The sequence below is a fragment of the Glycomyces rhizosphaerae genome (genome assembly GCF_042647865.1).
GTDB lineage: Bacteria > Actinomycetota > Actinomycetes > Mycobacteriales > Micromonosporaceae > Glycomyces > Glycomyces rhizosphaerae.
Window position 1 is genome coordinate 27,253 of sequence record NZ_JBHRWO010000006.1, and the last position, 18,582, is coordinate 45,834.

Consider the following 18,582-nt stretch of genomic DNA (forward strand, 5'->3'; position numbering starts at 1 on the left):
TCGGGCGATCAGTACGACCGCGCCAGGTAGGCGATGAGACCGGACTCATCCAGGGAGTCCGGCACGGTGCCGTCCTCGCGCTGGAGGACGCGCACGGTCACCGCGGACTGGGCGGCCTTCGTCTCCCCTTCGACGCCGCAGGCGTCCCAGGGCAGGCGGGCGTAACCGGTCTGGGCGGCCTCGACCGCTTCCTCGACGGTGGACACGTCGTGCGTGAGCGACTCGCGGCGTCCCACGGCCTCGTCCCACAGCTGGTCCTGGGCGCCTTGGAGCGCGGCGGCGACGGCCTCGGCGAGCATCCCGAGCGGGACGGTCTGCTTCGTGCCCTCGACGCGGCTGACCAGCGTGGCCTCGCCGTTCTTGAGGTCGCGGGGGCCGATCTCGATGCGCACGGGGTAGCCCTTGAGCTCGGCGTCCACGGCGCGGCGGCCGAAGGCCACGTCGCCGCGGTGGTCGAGCTTGACGCGCACGCCGTCGCCCTTGAGCTCGTCGTAGACCTTCTTCGCGGCGGCCTGCACCTCGTCGGTGTCCTTGACGACCATGACGAGGGCCTGGACGGGCGCGAGGTTCGGCGGCACGCGCAGGCCCGCGTCGTCGCCGTGGCCCATGATGAGGCCGCCGACCATGCGGGTCGAGGTGCCCCACGACGTGGTCCAGCCGTGGGCCTGCTTGCCGTCCTTGCCCTGGAACTGGATGTCGAAGGCCTTGGCGAAGTTCTGGCCCAGCTCGTGCGAGGTGCCCATCTGGAGGGCCTTGCCGTCGCGCATGAGGGCCTCGACCGCGAAGGTGTTGAGGGCCCCGGCGAAGCGCTCGGCCTCGGTCTTGATGCCGCGCAGCACCGGCAGCGCCAGCACGTTCTCCATGAAGTCGGCGTAGACGTCGTGGAGGATGCGCAGCGTGAACGCGTGGGCGTCCTCATAGGTCTCGTGGACGGTGTGCCCCTCCTGCCAGAGGAACTCCGAGGAGCGCAGGAACAGGCGGGTGCGCAGCTCGTAGCGCATCACGTTGCACCATTGGTTGAGCAGCAGGGGCAGGTCGCGGTACGAGTTGACCCACTTCGCCATGTACTCGCCGATGATGGTCTCGGAGGTGGGCCGGATCGCCAGCTTCTCCTCGAGCTCCTTGCCGCCGCCGTGCGTGACCATCCACAGCTCGGGGGCGAAGCCCTCGACGTGGTCGGCCTCGCGGGTGAAGTAGGACTCGGGGATGAGCAGGGGGAACGAGGCGTTCTCCGTGCCGGTCTCCTTGATGCGGGCGTCCATCTCGTCGACCATGCGCTCCCACAGGGCGAAACCGGTCGGTCGGATCACCTGCGAGCCCTTCGCCGGGCCGTTCTCGGCCAGCTGGGCCTTGGCGATGACGTCCTGGTACCAGCGAGGAAAATCCTCGCCCTGCGGTGTGAGTACATTGGCCATAATCAGCGATTCTAGGCGTCGGCCCCGGTCGGGCCGCAATCGGATTAGGGCGTGTGCGGGCCGCGTCTCGGCGATCGAACGTATCGGTCGAATGGAGGAGGCGCGAAAAGGCGTCTTCGGTCCTTCGGCGGTGATACAGAACAGCACCTGTCGCATAAGCTGTCGACGTGACAACACCCATGCTGGCAGGTGACCGCGGCCTGACGGCCGCCGAGGTTGCCGAACGCGTCGAGGCCGGAGCCGTCAACGAGGCGAAGCGCCACACCAGCCGACCGCTCTCCGCGATCCTCCGTGCGAACTTCTTCACGCCGCTGAACGCCGTCATCGGCGTGCTCGCCGCCATCGCGATCGGCTTCACGGCGATAGAAGACGGGCTGCTGGAGGGCTTGAAGCAGGGCCTGTTCGCGGGCGTCATCATCGCCAACATCGCCATCGGCACGATCCAGGAGCTGCGCGCCAAGCGCACCCTCGACAAGCTGTCGCTGATGAACCGCTCGAACGCGAAGGTCCTGCGCGACGGCGAGATCCAGGAGATCGAGCCGAACCGGATCGTCCGCGACGACCTCGTCTACGTCGAGCCCGGCGACCGCATCGTCGTCGACGGCCCCGTGGTCGAGTCCCGCAACCTGGAGATCGACGAGTCGCTGCTCACGGGCGAGGCCGACCCGGTCGCGAAGACCCCCGGCGACGAGGTCCGCTCCGGTTCGTTCGCCGTCGCCGGCACCGGGCTCTTCCGGGCCGAGCAGATCGGCGCGGACTCCTACGCCGCCAAGCTCGTCGAGGAGGCCAGCAAGTTCACACTGGCCCGCTCGGAGCTGCGCGAGGGCATCAACCGCTTCATCAAGCTCATCAACTGGCTCATCGTGCCCATCGCGCTGCTGCTCATCATCAGCCAGCTCGCCGACGCCGCCAACTGGCGCCAGATCATCGTCCGCACGGTCGCCGGGATCGTGCCGATGATCCCCGAGGGCCTGGTGCTGCTCACCTCGGTCGCGTTCGCCGTCGGCGTCATCCGCCTCGGCGCGCGCCGCTGCCTCGTCCAGGAACTGCCCGCCATCGAAGGCCTCGCCCGCACCGACGTGCTGTGCCTCGACAAGACCGGGACGCTCACCGAAGGCGGCATGGACGTCGACGAGGTCCGGCCCATCAACGGTTCCGACGGCGAGGCCGCGGACAGGGCGCTCGCCGCGCTTGCCGCCGCCGACGACAGCCCCAACCCGACCATGCAGGCCGTCGCGGAGCACTTGCGCGAGAAGCAGATCGGCGACCCGAACTGGCGCGTCATCGACGTCATGCCGTTCTCCTCTGCCCGCAAATGGAGCGGCACCCGCTTCACCGACAACGGCACCTGGCTCCTCGGCGCCCCCGACATCCTCCTCGAACCCGGCGACCCCGTCGCGCTCGAAGCGGAGATGCTCGCGGCCCAAGGCCTGCGCGTCCTCGCCCTGGTCACGGCTGAATCGGCCTCGACCACCGGCGGCGTGACCGGTGTCAAGGCCCAGGCCCTCGTGGTCCTGCGCCAGCGCCTGCGCGAGACGGCCGCGGCGACGCTGGCCTACTTCAAGGAGCAGGGCGTCGCGGTCAAGATCATCTCCGGCGACTCCCCCGCCGCCGTCGGCGCGGTGGCCGCGCAGCTCGGCGTGGACGGCGCGGCAGACACCGTGGACGCTCGGCGGCTGCCCGAGGACCCGGAGGAACTCGCGGACCTGCTCGAGCGGGCCACGATCTTCGGACGGGTGAAGCCGCACCAGAAGCAGGCGTTCGTGAAGGCGCTCCAGTCAAGGGGCCACACCGTGGCGATGACCGGCGACGGCGTCAACGACGTGCTGGCGCTCAAAGACGCGGACCTGGGCATCGCGATGGGCTCTGGTTCGGCCGCGGCGCGTTCGGTCGCGCAGGTGGTGCTGCTCGACGACGAGTTCGCGACGCTGCCGCACGTGGTCGACGAGGGCCGTCGGGTCCTCGGGAACATCGGGCGCGTCTCGAACCTGTTCCTCACCAAGACCGTGTACGCGATCTCGCTGGCCCTGTTCATCGCGGTCGGCGCGATCACGGCCTGGGCGGCGGGGAACGACCCGCTGCCGTACCCGTTCCTGCCGATCCACCAGTCGCTCATCAACCTGTTCACGATCGGCCTCCCGGCGTTCTTCCTGGCGCTCGCGCCGACGTTCGAGAAGGCGAAGCCGAACTTCGTGAAGCGGGTGCTCAAGTTCGCGATCCCGGCCGGGATCTGCTGCGCGGTGCCCACGTTCGTGGTGTACCTGATGTCGCTGGCGCACGACGGCACGGACTCGCAGTTGCCGCAGACCACGGCTGCGATCACGCTGTTCTGCCTCGCGCTGACGGCGCTGGCGATCGTGGCTAAGCCGTACGTGTGGTGGAAGGCGCTCCTGGTGGGCGGCTGCGCGGCGGCGTTCGTGACGGTGCTGGCGGTCCCGCCGTTCGCCGAGTTCTACGAGCTGCAGCTCCCGGGCGTATGGAACACCACAGCGGCGGCGATCGCCGTGGGCTCGGGCGTGGCGGCGCTCCTGTTCTGGCTGGTGGTGCGGCCGAAGCACCTGGCCGATTAGCACTGTGTTGTTAAGGAGCAAAGCCAAAGGCCCCCGCTACATCGGATGTAGCGGGGGCCGTGGCGTTCCTGTAGCGCCTTCTGGATGAGAGCAACTGAACGATTCATCCAGGAGGCGGACATGTCGCAGCGCGACCTCGCGATCCGAGCCGAAGGGCTCGTCAAGCACTTCAAAGACGTCAAGGCCGTTGACGGCGTGGACCTCGATGTCCCGGCCGGGACGGTGTACGGCGTGCTCGGTCCCAACGGGGCGGGCAAGACCACCACGGTGCGGATGCTGGCCACCCTGCTGCGTCCGGACGCGGGGAACGCGACCGTGTTCGGTCGCGACCTCATCGGTGACGCCGCGTCGGTGCGGTCCCAGGTGAGCCTGACCGGGCAGTACGCCTCGCTCGACGAGGACCTCACGGGTGTTGAGAACCTGATCCTCCTGTCGCGGCTGTACGGGTACGGCAAGCCCGCTTCGCGTGACCGCGCGGCGGACCTGCTGGAGGCGTTCGGGCTGACCGCCGCGGGCGGCAAGCAGGTGAAGGCCTACTCGGGCGGCATGCGCCGGCGCTTGGACATCGCGGCGTCGATCATCGTGACGCCGAAGCTCCTGTTCCTGGACGAGCCGACGACGGGCCTGGACCCGCGCAGCCGCAACCAGGTGTGGGACGTGGTCCGCACGATCGTCGGCGAGGGCACCACGGTGCTGCTGACGACGCAGTACCTGGAGGAGGCCGACCAACTGGCGAGCCGCATCGCGGTCATCGACACCGGCAAGGTCATCGCCGAGGGCACCCCCGGCCAGCTCAAGTCCTCGGTGGGCGCGGGCTCGATCCGGGTGCGGCTGCACCACGCCGACCAGCGCGAGCATGCGCAGAAGGTGCTCACCGACGCGCTGAGCGGGGAGGTCGCGTTCGACGACGACCCGGTGGCGCTCACCGCGCGCCTGGCTCCGGGCCTGGACACCGCCGAGCAGGGCTCGCACGCCCTGGGCGAACTGGCTCGCGCCGGCATCCTCGTGGACGACTTCTCACTCGGCCAGCCGAGCCTGGACGAGGTGTTCATGGCCCTCACCGACAAAGTCGACGCCTAGGAACCACGGACTTTAAGAAAGGAAATCGCAATGACTGTCACGCAACCCAACACGAAGTCCGATGTCGACGCTCCGGCGCCGGTCGAGAAGGAGCACCTGCGCCGGCTGCTGGCCACCGGGGAGCGACCGGCGCCGCCGAGTGCGTTCGCCTCGGCGCGGGCGTTCGCCTGGCGTTCGATGTTGAAGATCAAGCATGTGCCGGAGCAGTTGGGCGACATCCTGGTCTTCCCGATCATGATGCTGCTGATGTTCACGTACCTGTTCGGCGGTGCGATCGCGGGCGGCACGACCGCCTACCTGCAGTTCCTGCTGCCGGGCATCATGGTGATGAGCATCGTGATGACCACGATCTACACCGGCATGAGCGTGAACATCGACATCAACAAGGGCGTGTCGGACCGGTTCCGGACGCTCCCGATCTGGCGGGCCGCGCCGATGGTCGGGTACCTGCTGGCGGACATGTTCCGTTACGCCGCAGCCGGAGCGGTCATGTTCGGCACGGGCCTGCTCATGGGCTACCGGCCCGACGGCGGGGCGGTCGGGGTGCTGTCGGGCGTGGCGCTGCTGCTGGTGTTCTGCTTCGCCTTCTCGTGGGTGTGGACCTGGCTGGGCCTGATCACGCGGTCGGAGAAGACCGTCATGTCGATCTCGATGTCGATCATGTTCCCGCTGACGTTCCTGTCGAACATCATGGTCGACCCGGCGACGATGCCCGGGTGGCTGCAGCCGGTCGTGAAGAACACGCCGATCAGCCAGCTGGTCGACGGCGTGCGGGGCCTGTTCGACGGCAACGTGGACTCCGGTTCGGTGGCCACGACGCTGATCTGGTCGGCCGGTTTCATCGCGGTCTTCGGGTTCCTGACGATCAGGGCCTACAACCGCAAATAAGGCTTCATCGAAAAACACCCGGCGGGGCCGGGCGGGTCGAATGATCCGCCCGGCCCCTTCCGCGTTCACAGCTCCCATCGGGGCGCTTCGCCTTGCGGGCGGTAGACGCAGGCGGAACCGGTGGCGACGGCAGTGTGGAGATGGGCGGCCAGCGCGGGGTGGACGGCTTCGATCTTCTTGAGGGTGTTGCGGATGCGGTTGGTGACGCTCTTGCGGGCCCGTTCGGCGTTGTCGCCGAGGCGGCGGGAGCGTCCGCCAAGGCCGGTGGCGGCTTTGAGCTGTTCGATGAGGGCTTGGCGTTCGGCGTCGAGGCGGGTCGCGCGGGCGTCGTCGCCGAGTGCGGCGGCGGTGTCGATCTGCTCGTCGAGGGTTTCGAGGTGGTCGCGGTAGCGGGCGCGGGCTTCGGCGTCGAGGAGGTCGTCGCCGCCGAGGCGCGCGTCGGCCGTGACCGCTTCGCCGCCTTCGGGATCGAGGAGGTCGACGGCGCTGACTTCGATGCCCGGCTGCTGGAGGAGCCGGTGCAGGTCGGCGAGGCCTTTGGTGTGCGGGAGATGGATCATGGCGCCGTCGTAGCGGAGTAGCCATGTGGAGCCGTCGCGGCGAAAGCGCGCACCGGGGGCGGTCGTGTTGTCGCGCTTGGGTTCCGGTTCTGCGGTGACCGCGAGCGCGGCGAGGGCGGTGCGGGCGGCTTCGGCCCAGGGTGCCGCGTCGAACCGCTCGGCCTGCTCGATCGCGGCGGCGAAGTGATTCGAAGCGCGCGCGGGCTCTCCGGAGGCGGCGGCGAGGACGCCGAGCCAGTGGCTGATGGGGCCGTGGATGCTGGTGCCCCACAAGGCGACGAGCCATTCGCCTTCGTGGGGTTCGAGTCGTTCGCGCAGTGCGGCAATCGCTTCGGTGTCGCCTTCGGCGGCCGCGAGTTCGACTTCGAACCGCAGGAGCAGGGAGATCCAGGCGTCGTGCGGGTCGGCTGCGGCTTCGACGCGGGACATGGCCCGGCGGGCCTCGTCGAGGTCGCCGCGGCGCAGCGCGCTCAGGCCGCTGAGCAGGTCGGTGTGCCACACCCCGAAGAAGGTCCGCCACGAGTCCATGATCGGCTCGGGCGTTTCGCCGCGCGCGAACGCCAGCTCCCACCGGAGGTGGCGCATCATGTGGCCGTTCATCAGGTCGTCGCCGGTGAGGGCGAAGGCCGCGTCGATGCGCGCGGCGGCCGCGTCCCAGCGGCCCTGCACGATGTCGATGACCGCGAGGTCGATGTCGGCGCCGCTGCGCCAGCGCTCGGAGTCGCTGTTCTCGGCGAGGGCGCAGAAGAGGTCGACCTGGGCGCGGTAGGCCGGGTCGCCCTGTTCGAGCATCGCGACCCAGCGCAGAGACGCGGCGAACAGACGCATGTCGAGGTCGCCGCTGCGCCTGGTGATCTCGTCGATCTCCTCGACGATGACCTGGCGGCCCGCGGCCGTGCCCGGGCCCCAGTTGACCGAGTGCGTGGCCCACAGCCCGAAGGCGACGTCCTCGTCGTCGCCGGTCTTCCTGGCGGCCATGAGGAACTGGTAGTTGAGCTGCCGGGTCAGCTCGTCGTGGTCGAGGCCGGGGTCGGGGCGCTCCCCGGCGAGCGCCTCGTAGGCCTCGGCTTTGAGGCGGCACAGGGCGTCGAGCCGTTCGGTCTGGGGCACTTCGATGGCGGCGCGGGCCAGCAGCATCGGGTCGCCGGAGTCGCGCGCTTCGAGGACGGCCTGGTCGTAGAGGCGCCAGGACTCCTCTTCGCGTTGCAGCCATTTGACGGTGCCGGCGAGTTCGAGGCGGAGGAGGACCCGGCGCCGCACCATGTCGGGGGTGCAGCGTTCGAGGGCGCGCCGGTAGTACTTCTCGGCGCCGGCGGCGCTGTGGCAGCCGCGGGACTCGGTGGCGGCGCATGTGAGGAACTCGACGGCGATCTCGGGGTCGAGGTCGTCCCCGGCGAGCCACGCGTGGTGGGCGATCTCGGTGGCGAGCATGAGCTTCTGCAGCGACTCGTCGGCGACGAGGGCGCGCACGACGCACCCGTGGTGGTGGGCGGCCTCCTCGCTCGACATCGTGTTGTAGAGGGTCTCGCGCACGAGGTCGTGGACGAACACGTACCGGTCGGCCTCGCGGCGCACGAGCCGGGTCTGGCAGGCCGCGTCGAGCGCGGATTCGATCCGGTGCAGTTCGAGCCCGGAGGCCTGGGACATGACGCCGGCGTGGAACTCGCGGCCGCCGACCGAGGCGAGGGTGAGCATCCGGGCGATCGGGGCGGGGAGCTGGTCGATGCGGCGCTGGAGGGCGTCGCGCATCCCGGCGGTGGTGGCGTCCACTCGCTGCCCGGAGGCCCACAGCTGGGCGGTCTGCTCGACGAAGAACGGGTTGCCGCCGGTGCGGCGGGTGATCTCGGCGACGGTGGCGGCGTCGGGCGCGTCGCCCACGGTGGCGCGCATGAGCGCGGCGACGCCGGCCTCGTCGAGTCCTTCGAGGCTGATCACGGTGGCTTTGGCGACGAGCGGCAGCATCCGGGCGCGCAGGCGGTGGCCGGGGTCGATCTCGGAGTCGCGGTAGGTGCCGACGAACAGGATGCGCTCGAACCAGGTGTGCTGCGAGGCGAATTTGAGCAGTTCGAGGCTGCCGGGGTCGGCGAAGTGGAGGTCGTCGAGGACGATCAGGAGCGAGCCGCGCTGGGAGGCGCTGATCAAGAGCTGGGTGACGGCGTCGTACAGCTCGAACTGGGCGGGCGCGGAGCCGTCGCCCTGGCCGAGGAGGGCGTCGACGGGGGGCGCGGGGTGGAGGTCCTGCCAGGTCTCGTCGCCGAGCTGGGCGCGCAGGGACCGGAGGACCTGGATCCAGAGCCAGTGGTCGGGTACGGCCTCGGATTCCCAGGAGGTCGCGAAGGCCACGGTGAGCGCACCGCGGTGGCGGGCGGCTACGTCGGTGACCAGGGTGGACTTGCCGATGCCCGCCTCGCCGGTGACGAGGGCGAGTCCGCCGTGGCTGGACACGGTGCGTTCGACGGCCGAGCGCAGGGCCGCGGCCGGGTGGTCGCGGCCGATCAGGAGCGAGTCAGTCACCTGACCAGTGTGGCCGAAGGGTGCGACACGTGCCATCGGGATCCGGACGGATCGGCGCCGCGGCGAGGATTCGTTCGATTGTCGACTATCAGACGAAATACCTCATGTTCTGTCGTTCGCCGAGGTCGGGCCCCTGATCGATTTACTTGTGCAACAGAGGTTCGGTTTGATTTCACCGAATCCATGCGTTGCTCACTATTGGTACTTAAAGTGCTACGGAAAGTAGACATCTCGGTGTCGAAGGGCGGTCGATCCGTCCCCATTGGCGGTTCACGAAACCGCGCCTGAGCCGGGAAAGCCCACGATCAACGGGAGCAATCCTCATGGCAGAGTCCATGTTCAAAGTCGAACGAGCCAAGGAAACCAAGAAGACCTGGCGCACAGTCGTCATCGGAGCCGCCGTTCCGATCGCCATGCTCGCCGCCGCACCTGCGGTGAGCGCGGCCGAGATCGACCAGACCGCGGCGCAGACGGTCCAGTCCGAGCAGCTGCCGGACCTTCCGGTGGATCCGCCCGCGGGGCTGCCCGACCCGGCGGCGCTGCTCGATCTCGAAGCGTGCCTCACCGAGCTGCAGGGGCTCGTCGCCCAACTGCCGCCCCCGGCCGACGTGCCGGCCGAGGCGGAGCAGCTGCCCGGTCTGCCGCTGCCGGACCCGGGCACCGATGCGCCGCTGCCTGCCGTGCCCGACGTCGGGTTGCTGACCGAGACCTGCAAGCAGGTGGTCGAGATCGTCAAGGGCTTGCTGCCGCCAGTCGACGTCCCGCCGGTCGAGCCGCCGGTGGGTGTCCCGCCGGTCGAGCCGCCGGTCGAGCCGCCGGTCGAGCCGCCGGTCAACGACCCGCTGCCGGTCCCGGCGCCCTAGCGCGCAACGAGCAGGGCCCGCGACTTCCAGCCGCGGGCCCTTCGTCGTGTCTGCGTTACTTGAGCCGCTGAGCGGCGTCCGCGATCGCCTCGTCCGTGGCGGTCAAGGACAGGCGCACATGCTGGTTCCCCTTGGCGCCGTAGAACTCTCCCGCCGCCGCGAGGATGCCGCGTTCGGCGAGCCACTGCACGCTGTCCCAGCAGTCCTCGCCGCGCGTGGCCCACAGGTACAGGCCCGCGGTCGAGTGGTCGATGCGGAACCCGGCGGCCTCGACCGCCTGGCGGAGCACGCCGCGGCGGTGCTCGTAGCGGGCGCGCTGCTCGATCGCGTGCGACTCGTCGTGCAGGGCCGCGATCGTGGCCTGCTGGACCGCCAGCGGGACCATGAAGCCCGAGTGGCGGCGGATCTCCAGCAGGTCGGCGATCAGCTCAGGATCCCCCGCGAGGAACGCCGAGCGGTATCCGGCCAGGTTCGAGCGCTTCGAAAGCGAGTGCGCCGCAAGGAGACCCGTGAGGTCGCCGTCGTTGACGCGCGGGTCGAGGATCGAGACCGGCGGATGGTCCTCGTCCCAGCCGAGCGTCAGATAGCACTCGTCGCTGGCGAGCGCCACGCCGCTGTCGCGGGCCCAGCGGACCAGGTCGCGCAGGTACTCGACCGAGGCGACCTCGCCGGTCGGGTTGGTCGGGTAGTTGATCCAGGCCAGCCGCAGGCGGGACCCGGCGGCGTCGCGCGGGTCGGCCACCGGCAGCGCCTCGGCCTTGGCGAGGATCGCGCCGATCTCGTACGTCGGGTAGGCGATCTCGGGATAGGCCACGGACTCGCCGGGGCCGATGCCGAGCTGGAACGGCAGGTTCGCGACCAGTTCCTTGGAGCCCACCGTGGGCAGGACCGCGACGTCCTCGGCCACACCGGTGTGGCGGTGCAGCCACGACTGCATCGCCTCGCGCAGTGCCGCCGGACCGGCCACCGTCGGGTAACCGGGCCTGCCTGACGCCTCGATGAGGGCCTGCCGGATCGACTCGGGCACCTCGTCCACGGGCGCGCCTACGGTGAGGTCGACGATCCCGCCTGGGTGGGCCGCCGCGCGTTCCTTGAACGGGACCATGCGGTCCCACGGGAAGCGCGGCAGCCGCCGGGCCGGAGAGGCGCTGTGAAGACGGCGCAGCGCCATCGCGGCTACTCCGCTTTCGCGGGCAGTGCGACCACGAACGGGACGTCGCTGTCGATCTTGCCGACCTTGGAGGCCCCGCCGGGGCTGCCGAGGTCGTCGAAGAAGTCGACGTCGGCCTTGGTGTAGGCGGCCCACTCTTCGGGGACGTCGTCCTCGTAGAAGATCGCCTCGACCGGGCACACCGGTTCACATGCACCGCAGTCGACGCACTCGTCGGGGTGGATGTAGAGCTTCCGGTTGCCTTCGTAGATGCAGTCGACAGGGCATTCTTCAATGCAGGCCTTGTCGAGAAGATCCACGCACGGCTCGGCGATTACGTAAGTCACGAGTCGTCCTTCCTACAGCGCGCAGTCGGGCGGACTGCGCTGAGATGAGCCTAAAGCCTATTTCCATGTATAGACCCGAAGGCAGGGGGTGCGCCAGATGCTGGGACCGGAACATGTCGGCCGTCGCGTCGCGGTTCGGATCAGGTTGGACGACCCCGAACCGGGTCGCCGGTTCACGGACATCACGGGCGAGCTTATCGAGATCGGTGTGGCGCAGTGGCGCGTACTGCCCGCTTCGGGGGCGGTCGTCACCATCGAGGCGGCCGCGGTCGTCGCGGCCAGGCCGATCCCTCCCAAACCGACCCCGTTCTCCGAGATCCTCGAACTCGAACGGCTCCTCGCGGCCACCTGGCCCGCAATCGAGTCCGCCGAACTGGGGGGATGGCTTCTACGGTACGCCGAAGGTTTCTCGCGCCGCGCGAACTCGGTGCTCGCGCTGACCGCCCCGCCGGGCGGGACCGACGCGGCGATCGCAGCGGTCACGGCCTGGTACGGGGAGCGCGGGGCGCGGCCGCTCGTGTCGCTGGCGGGAGGCGTGGCGAAACGGCTCGACGAGGAGCTGGCGGCCCGCGGCTGGGAGGCCGAGGCGGAGACCGCCGTGATGACGAAGGCGCTCGAACCGGTCGAGTACAAGGGCGAGGCGCGGATCGTGCACGAGCCGAGCGCGGCGCTGCTGGAGCAGGTCGGGCGCGGCAGGCCCGAGGTCGCGGCGCGGATCTTCGGATCGGGGCCCGACCGCGGTTACGCCGAGATCCGGCGGGACGGGTCATTGGCGGCACGCGGGCGCGGCGCGATCGCGGGCGACACCGTGGCGATCACCAATATCGGGACGCTGCCGGCGTTCCGGCGCCAGGGGCTCGGGACCGAGATCCTGCACGCGCTCGAGGCGTGGGGATACGAGACTGGAGCGCGGCGGGCCGCGCTCCAGGTCGAGACCGACAACGAGGCCGCGATCGCGATGTACGGGCGGCTCGGCTACGCCGAGCGGTACCGCTACCGCTATCGGGGCCCGGCCAGCTAAGCGGCCTTGGGGTTCGCCTTGCGCTCGAAGGCGATCCGGGTGGCCTTGAGCTGGCGTCCGTACACGTCCACGCCGAGGGCCATAACGATGAGGAAGCCGACCCAGCCCGAGAGCGCCAGCAGCGCGAAGTAGATGAGGGTCTGCGAGAAGACCCCGTCGAGCGAGGGGTAGTCGACGCGCGCGATGAGCGGGTTCACCAGGACGGTGAACAGGGTCGTCGCCACGAAGATCGAGAGCAGTTCGCCCGTGATCTCCTTGCGGTCGCGGCGCGTGCCCCACCAGATGCCGGCGGCGACGGCGACGGCGGCCATCGCGCCGAAGGTGTAGACGCCGATGAGGTCGCCGACCGCGGTGCCCTCGCCCCACTTGTTGGAGGCGATCCGGCCGGCCAGGTTGGCGGCGATCAAGCCCAGGGCGAAGCCGTAGATCGAGGGCCAGTGCGGCATCAGGAGGCGGCTGAGGAGGGTCACTGTCGGGACTCCTTCGTAGCGGTGGGGGTGGCCTGCGCCGCGACCCGGGGGTCGGCGACGGTCCGAGGCTTGGCGCTCGGCTTGGGTCGAAAATACTGCCACAGCGCGAGGGCGATTCCGGCGGTCCCCGCCAGGAGCAGCGCGTAGCCGTTGAAACCACTGGTGACCACCAGCGAACCAGCCGAGGTCGGCATGGTGGCGATGACGACCACGGCGAACCAGGCGGCCGAGGTGAGCACGACGGACCAGCGTCCGCCGGTCCAGTACACGGCCAGCGCCGCGAGGCGCCAGTTCGCGACGAACGCGATCGCCCCGGCGAGGGGGACCGCGATCCCGCCGATGTAGAAGGGCACCAGGAAGGATTCGAGGACGGCGGCGAGCACGGCCGCGGCGGTGACGACCACCGCGCCGCCGATGCGGATCGCCGCTTCCAGACCCTTCTCATGCACGGTGGCGATCCTACGGCAGGAAGCGAAGGCGCCGAATGGCAGCGCGGAGCGCGTTCGGCGGTTCGGCGCGATAGGCCGTCCACAAACCCCCACCCACCACGAGAGGGGAAGATACTGCCCAGCGTCCCTCGCAGGTCCGACAAGAAGCGGGCCTCCCAGCGCCCATGTCACCCGAACGTGTCGCGCCGCGGCGGGTGCGGCCCGCGCCCCCTGGACCGCGACGCGCCCGGGGCGCGCTGAAAGTCATTGCATATCAACCGATCCGGGACAATCGGCTCATGACCGCAATACGAGAGACAACTGCCACGAAACGCCGCCGCTTCCGACAGCTGTTCCCCGAACGGTCCGACTACCTCCACCTCGGCCGCCACTGGCACACCGACCTCCTCGCCGGCCTCACCGTCGCCGTCGTCGCGCTGCCGCTGGCGCTCGGCTTCGGGATCGCCTCGGGCCTCGGCGCCTTCGCCGGGCTCATCACCTCGATCATCGCCGGGGCCCTGGCCGCGCTCCTCGGCGGCTCGAACCTCCAGGTCTCCGGCCCCACCGGGACCATGGCCGTGGTCCTGGTGCCGCTCGCGGCCACCCACAGCCACGCCGGGGTGATGCTCGTCGGCATCATGGCCGGGCTCATGCTCGTCGTCCTCGCGCTCACCGGCGCGGGCCGCTACGCCCGCTACGTGCCGGTGCCCGTGGTCGAGGGCTTCACGGCCGGGGTCGCGATCGTCATCGCGATCCAGCAGCTGCCTCCCGCGCTGGGCCTGCCCGCGCAGAACGCCCACCTGCTCAGCGGCGCATGGGAATCGCTCAGCGACTTCGCGGCCGACCCGAACTGGGCGCCGCTCGCCGTCGCCTTCGGCGTGGCCGCCGCGATCCTGCTGGGCTCGCGCCTGCACTCCCAGATCCCCACGCCGCTGCTCGCGGTCATCGCCGCGACCGCCGTGACCTGGTGGGCCAGTGCGGAAGTGTCGGTCATCGGTACGCTGCCTCGCACCATCCCGGCCCCTGAGGCCGGGTTCCTCGACTTCGCCGAGATGCCCGAGCTCGTCGCCGCGGCCGTCGCGATCTGCGCCCTGTGCGCTCTGGAGTCGCTCCTGTCGGCCACGGTCGCGGACAACATCACGGTCGATCAGCACCACAACCCGGACCGGGAGCTGTTCGGGCAGGGTGTGGCGAACCTGGTGACGCCGTTCTTCGGCGGGATGCCGTCCTCGGGCGCGCTGGCGCGCACCGCGGTGAACGTGCGGTCGGGGGCCGCCGGGCGGCTCGCGTCGCTGACGCACGCGATCGTGTTGGCGCTCATGATGCTCGCGCTCGCGCCGCTGGTGTCCCACGTGCCGCTCGCGGCGCTCGCTGGCGTGCTCATCGCGACCTCGATCCGCATGATCGAGGTCGGCTCGATGCTGGCGCTGGCGCGTTCGACGCGCGCCGACGCGGCCGTCATGTGGCTGACGCTGGCCGCGACCGTGACGCTCAACCTGGTGTGGGCCGTGGCGGTGGGCATCGCGCTCGCCGGGCTGCTGGCGCTCGGGCGGATCTCCAGGTCCGTCTCGGTCGAGGAGGAGCCGATCGAGCCGGCCGACCACCACGACGAGGAGGCCGCGCTGCTGCACGAGCACATCGTGGCCTACCGGCTCGAAGGGCCGCTGTTCTTCGCCGCCGCGCACCGGTTCCTGCTGCAGCTGCTGGACGTGGCCGACGTGCGGGTGGTCGTGCTCAGGATGAGCCGCGTATCCACGATGGACGCGTCGGGGGCTACGGTGCTCGCCGACGCGATCAAGCGCCTCGAGCACCGCGGCATAGCCGTCTACCTCTCCGGCCTCGAACCAGTGCACGCGAAACCGCTGGCGGCCCTGGGCATCCTGGAACCGCTGTGGCAGCAGGGGCGCCTGTTCGAGCACACCAGCGAGGCGATCGCCGCCGCGCGCCAGCGCCTCAAGGCCGACGGGCTCCTAGAGCAGCTCGAAGCGGAGACCGCTCGATTCGGCACCGGAGCGGAGACCGAAGCGGAGCGCCCATAGCCGGTCGGGGGCGCCGCGGTGGTCCAACGCGTCGACCGAGTCGACCACGGCGTCCTCAGGGTTGATCCCGTGGAGCACGAGGGTGCCGCGCTCCCCGGCCCACACCGCCGTGGTGCCCTCGAGTTCGGGCCGGATGCGGCTGACGAACGACTCGGTGATCTCGGGGCCGTAGTCCTCCAACGAGATCGACTCACCCGTCCAGGCGAGCTTGCGGATGAGCGCGCCGTCGCCGTACGCGTCGACGTACACGTCCACGCCGTCCACCGTGCCCACGAGCTCGGCGCGGGAGTCCTCCCCGAGCTGCTGCCCGGCGCCTTCGACCGTCGGCACCGAGTGCCAGGCGGCCGAGGGGTGGACCTGCTCGTAGCGTTCCGGGCCGAAATAGGCGGCGGTGTACTCGCCCGCACCGGGATCGCACAGGAGCTGCTCGCCGTCCACGGCGATGAGGAACGAGCCGAGGTCGAGGTGGTTGTGGGGCTCGTCGTTGAAGCCGCCCTTGACCGCCAGCGCCCACATGCGGCGGCCGATCTGGCGGCGTTCGACGAACCAGCCGACGTCGGCCAGGAGCGACCGGCCGGGTTCGACCTCGGTCTCGAAGGGCCGTCCCCAGTCGAGGGTGCGGGTGAGTGGGGCCCAGCGGGCGCAGGCGTCCTCGGCGAAGGTCTGGACGCGGGTCGCGGCCGGCAGCGGGACGCCGAGCCGGTCGTGGAGGCGGCTGAACAGGCCCGCCGGGAGGAGCGTGTCGGCCCCGGTGTCGCCGAAGGTCGCGAACGAGTTCGGGTAGAGCTGGGCTCGGGCGGGGAACGAGGCGATGGCCTCGTTGCCGGCGAGGAGGTCCTCGCCGGTGGCGTCCCTCCAGGCCTCGGCGAAGTACGTGAAGTAGCCGAAGCCGTAGACCCAGTAGTCGACGCCTTCGACGCAGCCGCCGTCAGGGCCGAAGGAGAAGATGTAGCCCGAGAGGGCGGGGAGGACGCGGCCGCGGATCACGTCGGTGTCGTAGTCGAGGGCGAGGGCGGCCATGCCCGCGGCGCCGGCGCACACGGCGGTCCAGTTGGAGTGGCGCTCCTCCCACCAGAAGGGGAAGTCGGCCTCGAAGAACGGGTCGAGGACGCGCTGGCGGATCTCGGCCTCGATCTGCTCGGCGCCTTCGATGTCCTCGCGCAGGCGCAGGATCTCGGCGAGGGTCTGGGCGGTCTCGCAGGCGAAGAGGTCGACGCAGGTGCGCGGGTCCGACTCGGCCTCCCAGTGGGCGGGGAGGGCCCAGGAGCGTTCCTGGCAGACGTCCTTGAGGAGCGAGGAGAGCGCACCGGCCTCCCCCACGAGCGCGAGCGCGGCGAGGTGGCGGCGGCGGGCGAAGTACTGGGTCTCGTACGGCAGGCGGCGGCCGGTGGCGGCGAAGTCGTCGGCGAGGTCCGGGTCGAAGGCGGGGACGGGAAGTGCGGCGATCTCGCGCAGCTCTTCGAGGAGGGCCGTACGAAGGTCGGACATTGACCAACGCCTTTCCGGATGCGGTGATGGGTGGAGGCGGGGGTTCCTGCCGTGGCTCAACGGTAACGCGGGCGCGCATTCCGTCATAGACTCCCTCGTATGCGCATCGGGGAGCTGTCGGAGCGGACGGGCGTTCCGGCCGCCACCATCAAGTACTACCTGCGGGAGCATCTGCTGCAGGCCGGCGAGCACGGTGAGGGCAACACCGTCGAGTACGGTCCGGCCCACGTGCACCGCCTGACGCTCATCCGCGCCCTGTCGGAGACGGCGGGCCTGTCGGTGGCGCAGATCGGCGAGGTGCTCACTGTGCTTGGGCGCCACCCGGATTCGGTGTTCCAGGCACTGGGTGCGACCCTCGCCGCCACGCATCGGGACCCGAAGTTCTCGCTCGCGAGCGAGGGCACGACCGAGGCCGCCGAGCGCACGGTGGACCAGCTGCTGACCGAGTACGGCTGGGCCGAGGTGGCGCCGCCGAACTACCGGGACGCACTGGTCACGGCGCTCACCGCGTTCTACCGCTTGGGGAACCCGGACCCGCAGGAGGTGCTGAGCCACTACGCGGACGCGGCGGCGGCGCTGGCCTCGGCGGACATGGAGGCGATCGCGGAGGCGACCAGGATCGAGGGCGTGAACGTGGAGCAGGCGGTGGTGGCGACGGTGCTCGGCGAGACGATGTTCGCGGCACTGCGGCGCATCGCCCACGTCGCGGCCTCGGCCAGGACCCAGGCCGCGCAGCCGCCCTCGGGCACAATGGGTCCGTGAGCCCGAACCCGCCCGAATCCCCGACCGAACGTCCGAACCTGCGCATCGACCGCGATCCGGGCCGCCCGAACCTGCTGCACCTCGTCGCCGACGGCGTGGTCCAAGCCACCGTCGATCTCGACGATCCGTCCTATCTGGATGCCGAGTACATGCAGCGGATCGCCTATCTCGTCGACTCGATGGCCGCCCCCAAGCAGCCGCTCCGGGTGCTGCACCTCGGCGCGGGCGGCCTGGCGATGGCCCGGTACACGGCCGCGACGCGTCCGGGCTCGTACCAGCAGGCGGTGGAGACGAACCAGGAACTCGTCGCCCTGGTGCGGGCCGAGGCCCCGCTGCCGCGCGGCGTGAAGGTGAAGATCCGGCACACGGACGCGCGCGAGGCGGTCGCGTCCGCGCCGGAGGCGAGCTATGAGCTCATCATCACGGATGTGTACGAGGGCGCCCGCGTGCCCGCGCACGTCACGAGCACCGAGTTCCTGCGGGAGGCGCGGCGGGTGCTGCGCCCGGGCGGGCACTACGCGGTGAACCTGTGCGACGGCGGCCAGATGAAGTTCCTGAAACCGGCGCTCGCGGCGATGGGCGCGGTGTGGCCGCACGTGGCGGTCATGGCCGAGCCCGCGGTCCTGCGGGGCCGCCGTTTCGGGAACGTGGTCGCGGTGGCGGCCGATGTCGAGCTTCCGGTGGCCGACCTGCGGCGCCGCTGCGCGGGCGCGGCCTTCCCGTGCCGGGTGCTGGAGGGCACCGAGCTGAAGGAGTACATCGGCGGCGCTCCCCCGGTCACGGACGCGACCGCGATCCAGTCCCCGCCGCCCCCGCAGTCTCTCCGCAGCTTCTGACCGCGGGGCGGTGTCGTACCCGCCGGGCACCTTCGAAGCCGGGGGCGATGGCGAATCCGAGCCCTCCTCGCCGCCCCGCACCCGCCGCCACCACCCGGACCACCGGCGGGTCGGCCGTTCGGACAATAAATCCGCTGGATAGTGGCCCTGT

The 18,582-nt window shown here is 70.5% G+C and carries 15 protein-coding genes; 8 read left to right on the forward strand and 7 right to left on the reverse strand.

All coding sequences use genetic code 11. The features are described from left to right. Positions 1 to 8: 8 nt before the first annotated feature. Complete coding sequence (proS, locus tag ACFO8M_RS05705; RefSeq protein WP_387971774.1) at positions 9 to 1,415, reverse strand: proline--tRNA ligase; 1,407 nt, start codon at positions 1,413 to 1,415, stop codon at positions 9 to 11. 167 nt (positions 1,416 to 1,582) lie between these two features. Here proS and ACFO8M_RS05710 point away from each other — a divergent pair, with 167 nt between their 5' ends. The 3 genes from ACFO8M_RS05710 to ACFO8M_RS05720 all read left to right on the forward strand — a co-directional run bounded on the left by ACFO8M_RS05710 (position 1,583) and on the right by ACFO8M_RS05720 (position 5,953). Continuing rightward, positions 1,583 to 3,985 (forward strand): HAD-IC family P-type ATPase, encoded by a 2,403-nt coding sequence (locus ACFO8M_RS05710; protein WP_387971777.1) that lies wholly within the window; start codon positions 1,583 to 1,585, stop codon positions 3,983 to 3,985. 120 nt (positions 3,986 to 4,105) lie between these two features. After that, the gene (locus ACFO8M_RS05715) at positions 4,106 to 5,065 is read left to right on the forward strand and encodes an ATP-binding cassette domain-containing protein (RefSeq protein WP_387971780.1); all 960 of its coding nucleotides are present in this window, start codon (positions 4,106 to 4,108) and stop codon (positions 5,063 to 5,065) included. A gap of 30 nt (positions 5,066 to 5,095) precedes the next feature. Next, positions 5,096 to 5,953 (forward strand): ABC transporter permease, encoded by an 858-nt coding sequence (locus tag ACFO8M_RS05720; protein ID WP_387971783.1) that lies wholly within the window; start codon positions 5,096 to 5,098, stop codon positions 5,951 to 5,953. Between the two features lie 65 nt (positions 5,954 to 6,018). On the opposite strand, the gene ACFO8M_RS05725 is transcribed toward ACFO8M_RS05720, so the two are convergent. Then, positions 6,019 to 9,027, reverse strand: coding sequence for an ATP-binding protein (locus tag ACFO8M_RS05725; protein ID WP_387971786.1), 3,009 nt, complete (start codon positions 9,025 to 9,027; stop codon positions 6,019 to 6,021). Between the two features lie 323 nt (positions 9,028 to 9,350). Here ACFO8M_RS05725 and ACFO8M_RS05730 point away from each other — a divergent pair, with 323 nt between their 5' ends. After that, positions 9,351 to 9,890 (forward strand): hypothetical protein, encoded by a 540-nt coding sequence (locus tag ACFO8M_RS05730; protein WP_387971789.1) that lies wholly within the window; start codon positions 9,351 to 9,353, stop codon positions 9,888 to 9,890. Positions 9,891 to 9,945: 55 nt separating this feature from the next. Here ACFO8M_RS05730 and dapC read toward each other — a convergent pair whose 3' ends face one another. Together dapC and fdxA are read right to left on the reverse strand one after the other, a co-directional pair. After that, positions 9,946 to 11,061 carry a succinyldiaminopimelate transaminase gene (dapC, locus tag ACFO8M_RS05735; RefSeq protein WP_387971792.1) on the reverse strand — a complete coding sequence of 372 codons (1,116 nt, stop codon included), beginning with the start codon at positions 11,059 to 11,061 and terminating at the stop codon, positions 9,946 to 9,948. 5 nt (positions 11,062 to 11,066) lie between these two features. Next, on the reverse strand, positions 11,067 to 11,387 hold the full coding sequence (fdxA, locus tag ACFO8M_RS05740; protein ID WP_387971795.1) for a ferredoxin: 321 nt from the start codon (positions 11,385 to 11,387) through the stop codon (positions 11,067 to 11,069). A gap of 97 nt (positions 11,388 to 11,484) precedes the next feature. Between fdxA and ACFO8M_RS05745 the strand changes: the two genes are divergently transcribed. Beyond that, the gene (locus ACFO8M_RS05745; protein WP_449267468.1) at positions 11,485 to 12,408 is read left to right on the forward strand and encodes a GNAT family N-acetyltransferase; all 924 of its coding nucleotides are present in this window, start codon (positions 11,485 to 11,487) and stop codon (positions 12,406 to 12,408) included. Here the strand turns inward: ACFO8M_RS05745 and ACFO8M_RS05750 are convergent. Then, entirely contained in the window at positions 12,405 to 12,878 is a 474-nt protein-coding gene (locus ACFO8M_RS05750) for a hypothetical protein (protein WP_387971800.1), read from the reverse strand. The genes ACFO8M_RS05745 and ACFO8M_RS05750 overlap by 4 nt on opposite strands. Beyond that, complete coding sequence (locus tag ACFO8M_RS05755; protein ID WP_387971802.1) at positions 12,875 to 13,327, reverse strand: hypothetical protein; 453 nt, start codon at positions 13,325 to 13,327, stop codon at positions 12,875 to 12,877. Before ACFO8M_RS05755 ends, ACFO8M_RS05750 begins: the two co-directional genes overlap by 4 nt. Before the next feature lie 278 nt (positions 13,328 to 13,605). Here ACFO8M_RS05755 and ACFO8M_RS05760 point away from each other — a divergent pair, with 278 nt between their 5' ends. Next, the gene (locus ACFO8M_RS05760) at positions 13,606 to 15,345 is read left to right on the forward strand and encodes a SulP family inorganic anion transporter (RefSeq protein WP_387971805.1); all 1,740 of its coding nucleotides are present in this window, start codon (positions 13,606 to 13,608) and stop codon (positions 15,343 to 15,345) included. Here ACFO8M_RS05760 and ACFO8M_RS05765 read toward each other — a convergent pair. Further along, positions 15,277 to 16,833, reverse strand: a complete 1,557-nt coding sequence (locus ACFO8M_RS05765; RefSeq protein WP_387971808.1) for a heparinase II/III domain-containing protein — start codon at positions 16,831 to 16,833, stop codon at positions 15,277 to 15,279. The two genes, ACFO8M_RS05760 and ACFO8M_RS05765, sit on opposite strands and share 69 nt — an antisense overlap. A 99-nt stretch (positions 16,834 to 16,932) precedes the next feature. Here ACFO8M_RS05765 and ACFO8M_RS05770 point away from each other — a divergent pair, with 99 nt between their 5' ends. Together ACFO8M_RS05770 and ACFO8M_RS05775 are read left to right on the forward strand one after the other, a co-directional pair. Continuing rightward, positions 16,933 to 17,595, forward strand: a complete 663-nt coding sequence (locus tag ACFO8M_RS05770) for a MerR family transcriptional regulator (RefSeq protein ID WP_387971811.1) — start codon at positions 16,933 to 16,935, stop codon at positions 17,593 to 17,595. Next, positions 17,592 to 18,431 (forward strand): spermidine synthase, encoded by an 840-nt coding sequence (locus ACFO8M_RS05775; RefSeq protein WP_387971814.1) that lies wholly within the window; start codon positions 17,592 to 17,594, stop codon positions 18,429 to 18,431. The genes ACFO8M_RS05770 and ACFO8M_RS05775 overlap by 4 nt, the downstream gene beginning before the upstream one ends. The last annotated feature ends 151 nt before the right edge of the window (positions 18,432 to 18,582 follow it).

Bases quoted from the DNA above. Each gene is read 5' to 3' on its own strand.
- proS (WP_387971774.1), bottom strand. From the start codon at position 1,415: ATGGCCAATGTACTCACACCGCAGGGCGAGGATTTTCCTCGCTGGTAC.
- ACFO8M_RS05715 (WP_387971780.1), top strand. From the start codon at position 4,106: ATGTCGCAGCGCGACCTCGCGATCCGAGCCGAAGGGCTCGTCAAGCAC.
- ACFO8M_RS05720 (WP_387971783.1), top strand. From the start codon at position 5,096: ATGACTGTCACGCAACCCAACACGAAGTCCGATGTCGACGCTCCGGCG.
- ACFO8M_RS05730 (WP_387971789.1), top strand. From the start codon at position 9,351: ATGGCAGAGTCCATGTTCAAAGTCGAACGAGCCAAGGAAACCAAGAAG.
- dapC (WP_387971792.1), bottom strand. From the start codon at position 11,061: ATGGCGCTGCGCCGTCTTCACAGCGCCTCTCCGGCCCGGCGGCTGCCG.
- ACFO8M_RS05745 (WP_449267468.1), top strand. From the start codon at position 11,485: ATGCTGGGACCGGAACATGTCGGCCGTCGCGTCGCGGTTCGGATCAGG.
- ACFO8M_RS05760 (WP_387971805.1), top strand. From the start codon at position 13,606: ATGACCGCAATACGAGAGACAACTGCCACGAAACGCCGCCGCTTCCGA.
- ACFO8M_RS05765 (WP_387971808.1), bottom strand. From the start codon at position 16,833: ATGTCCGACCTTCGTACGGCCCTCCTCGAAGAGCTGCGCGAGATCGCC.
- ACFO8M_RS05770 (WP_387971811.1), top strand. From the start codon at position 16,933: ATGCGCATCGGGGAGCTGTCGGAGCGGACGGGCGTTCCGGCCGCCACC.